This window comes from uncultured Psychrobacillus sp. (genome assembly GCF_938022135.1).
GTDB lineage: Bacteria > Bacillota > Bacilli > Bacillales_A > Planococcaceae > Psychrobacillus.
This window is the reverse complement of record NZ_CALIED010000081.1, coordinates 1-3172: the sequence shown is the minus strand read 5'-3', so window position 1 is coordinate 3172 and position 3172 is coordinate 1. Positions and strand designations below refer to the sequence as shown.

3 protein-coding genes are annotated in these 3172 nt (G+C 36.9%); 2 read left to right on the top strand and 1 reads right to left on the bottom strand.

The features are described from left to right. Window positions 1-335: 335 nt before the first annotated feature. Both Q0371_RS16780 and Q0371_RS16775 read left to right on the top strand, forming a co-directional pair. Window positions 336-1757: a sodium:solute symporter family protein gene (locus Q0371_RS16780; RefSeq protein ID WP_298473207.1), complete on the top strand. Its 1422-nt coding sequence runs from the start codon at window positions 336-338 to the stop codon at window positions 1755-1757. 128 nt (window positions 1758-1885) lie between these two features. Then, entirely contained in the window at window positions 1886-2602 is a 717-nt protein-coding gene (locus Q0371_RS16775; protein ID WP_298473204.1) for a Fe-S oxidoreductase, read from the top strand. A gap of 50 nt (window positions 2603-2652) precedes the next feature. Here Q0371_RS16775 and Q0371_RS16770 read toward each other — a convergent pair whose 3' ends face one another. Beyond that, window positions 2653-2844, bottom strand: coding sequence for a hypothetical protein (locus tag Q0371_RS16770; protein ID WP_169361093.1), 192 nt, complete (start codon window positions 2842-2844; stop codon window positions 2653-2655). Window positions 2845-3172: the final 328 nt, after the last annotated feature.

The following is a 3172-nucleotide window of genomic DNA, read 5'->3' as shown; positions in this document are numbered from 1 at the left end:
CCACGCGCGTAAGCGATGGGTGATGGCTTATCGCTCACCCCGCGGAAAGCGTCCGGCTGGGGCGGAAATCAATTCTACTCTCTGATTTAAAAATTTCTTTTTCTATGCATCATAAATCAACCCTACTTTTTAACATAGCCTATTTCTTTAACAAAAGAGAGACTCCAATTTTTATGGGAAATTCTAATCTTATTATTAGATAAATAGATATTTATTCGTTCTTTTATTATGGTTTATGTCTATCAAACCTGGGGTAAGAAAGTAATAGCAAATTTTTAATAATTTACTAATTTTATTAATAATGTTTGCGTTACATTTTCTACAGGAGGGGTTGTATGGGTTTATCGTTTTGGACATGGACAGTTACGATTATATTATCGTTAGCTTTTATAGGGATGTCTTTCCTATTTAAGAAAAAAGCAGATACGAGCTTTGCGCATTATGCAATAGCTGGTGGAACGTTGCCATTTTTCTTATTATTGTTTACGGACATTGCAACCATCATGGGAGTCGGCAATTTCGTAGGCCATTCCTCAAAGGGGTACGAGATTGGAATAGCTAATGTGCCATTCGTCATTGGAGAGCAGGGCGCAAAAATATTATTTGCGCTGGTATTTGCAGGTTTTGCGGCAAGGTTTACATATAATACACTAGCAGAAATGATGAATGATTTAATCATAGGAGATAGATTGTCTCGTGGTTTAATAGCCATTTTAACTTCCTCTATAATGATAGCTTGGGTAAGTGGACAAGCAATGGGGATGGGGGCGCTATTTTCAGCCTTTACTGGAGCAGATCCTCTTATGATGATATTAGTTTTTTCTGCGGTGTTTATCATTTACACGGCAGTTGGCGGTATGTATTCTGTTGTATGGACTGACCTCATACAGGGAGGAATACTCATTGCTATCGCTGTTTGGTTTTACATACAAGTATTCGATAAAGTTGATTTTAGTTTTACGACCCTAAAAAGTGGGTTGGAAAATGTAGGGGCGATCGAGTTAGCTCAAATGAATCTTTCTGCTATGGAGGTTATTTCTCTATTTGTTACAGGAACTTTAGGGATACTGGCTGCTCAAGTATATTGGCAGCGGTGTTTTGCTTCGAAAAACCCGAAGGCAGCAAGCAGAGCTATGCTAATCAGTGGAATAGTAGCTATTGTATTTACTGTTTTTGCAACAATTGCCGGAATGGTAGTAAAAATACAAAATCCTAATTTAGCTGCAGACGAAGCTATTTCGTGGCTTATCCTTGAGGAAATGACGCAACTTGCTGCACTAGCCTTTTTTATCATGATATTCCTAGCAGCAATCTCCAGTGCTTCTTCTCTTTTGCATTCCGCTGCAGTGGTCATTGTAAACGACTTAGTAATCCCAAATATGAAACCTAAGGAGGATTCCTATTATTTAAAATTAACGAGAATAGGAGTTATCGTAATTGGGGCTTTTACAATTGGGACAGCTATTTGGGCGGATTCAATTATCGATTTATTCTCCTTGGCTTATTCAATGGCAGGAGGGGGAGTTGTACCAGTATTAGTCGTAGGACTCCTTTGGAAAAATAGAAAGGGACAAGAGTTTACAATGGGAACTAGTAACAGTCAGGTTTCCGTTTGGGGAGCAAGAGTTGGTATAGTTGCTGGCTCTATTGCCTCACTTGCATTAGGAATTTTATGGGGTGTTTTAGTATCTGTATTGTTAACTATCATCATCTCTAAAATGGTTCCTACTACAAAAGAGACATCTTTAGAGGTTTAACGAATGCACCCCTATACCGATTCAGCTATCGGTATAGGGGTTTCTCTCGTTCAAGCTGGAAATGTTGCAATGACGGTCTCTTCCGATAAAATAGAAGTGTTGAATAAATTATTTGAATAGGTGAGAATATGCCAGCAATTACGTTTGAACAAGAATTTATATTAAATGAACATCGAATATATACGACTAGGCCGCTTCGTACACTATTCACGTTAGAACGCCTTAGCAAAGAATTTTTTCAGGATGATTTTGCAAAACTGATGCAAGGAATTACAGAAGCAGAAAATCAGGTAGCAGCTGTTTCTCATTTTGCTAAAAGATATGGTATGTTTTTTGCCAATCAATTTTATATGTTAGCTGCTTATGACATGATTTGGGATGGTAAGCATACTGAGCTTCATTTCGATGTCACCAAGGAGTATGATGCCTATACCATTGCTATGTTCATCAATCCAAATGATTTTCGTTATGTGAAAGAAACAGAACGAGAAGACGTGATTATGAAAATATTACAGAAGCAAGGGTTCGAGATTGTTCAGTATTTGAGAAAGACAACAAGTATCTCGCCATTGGTTATTTGGGAAAGCTTTTTTGTTTCCATTGTTAAAATGTATGAAAAACTTTTAGAGAATCCATCTACTGCATCTCAGGCGATGGATGATATTGAAATTTTAGAGAGTACTGAGGCTTGGAAATCATTTTCAACTAAATCTCTTTTTTATGAATATACACAAGGAAGAAATCCAGCAGTGCTAGTCAATCAGCCAATCCGACGGAGCTGTTGTATGTCAATGGATATACCCGGGCAAGGGGCTTGCGGTTACTGTCCTAAGACCAACTTGTAAAACTATACTTCCAAAAATTTAGAGCCCTGCCATAAAAGGCAGGGCTTGTTCTATGGAGAAATTTTTTTGTGACTAATCCACCAATCTATGTGTTCTAAATTAAAGGCTATAATATCTCCGATTGGTCTAAGATGTGGTATTTCTTTATTTAGAATCAATTGATGGATTTGTTCTTCTGTAAGCGGGTAGCCAACAGAGTCTAAATATGTCGTTAATTTTTTTACTCCATAGACTCTTCTCAACTAATCACCTCCCACCAAAAGCTCTTCCATGCAAAGAAAAACGCTTAGTGAGACGTATTAATTATTAAATAAATATATTAATATATACCCTTATTAGAAAAAAATAATCCTAAAGACTCGGAACATTTGTTTGATGAATATTCTAAAATTTCAGAACATAAATTTATCTATTTTGTTATAATTTCTTTATTGAGGCCGTTCAATAGTTAAAGGATGGAGTGCTAAGCCCTCTTCCTAAAAAATGGCTATGTTAAAGGTTAGGGTTGATTTATAATGCAAAGAAATCTTAGATCAGAGAGTAGAATTGATTTTTCGCACCAGCCGGACG

Bases quoted from the DNA above. Each gene is read 5' to 3' on its own strand.
- Q0371_RS16780 (WP_298473207.1), top strand. From the start codon at position 336: ATGGGTTTATCGTTTTGGACATGGACAGTTACGATTATATTATCGTTA.
- Q0371_RS16775 (WP_298473204.1), top strand. From the start codon at position 1,886: ATGCCAGCAATTACGTTTGAACAAGAATTTATATTAAATGAACATCGA.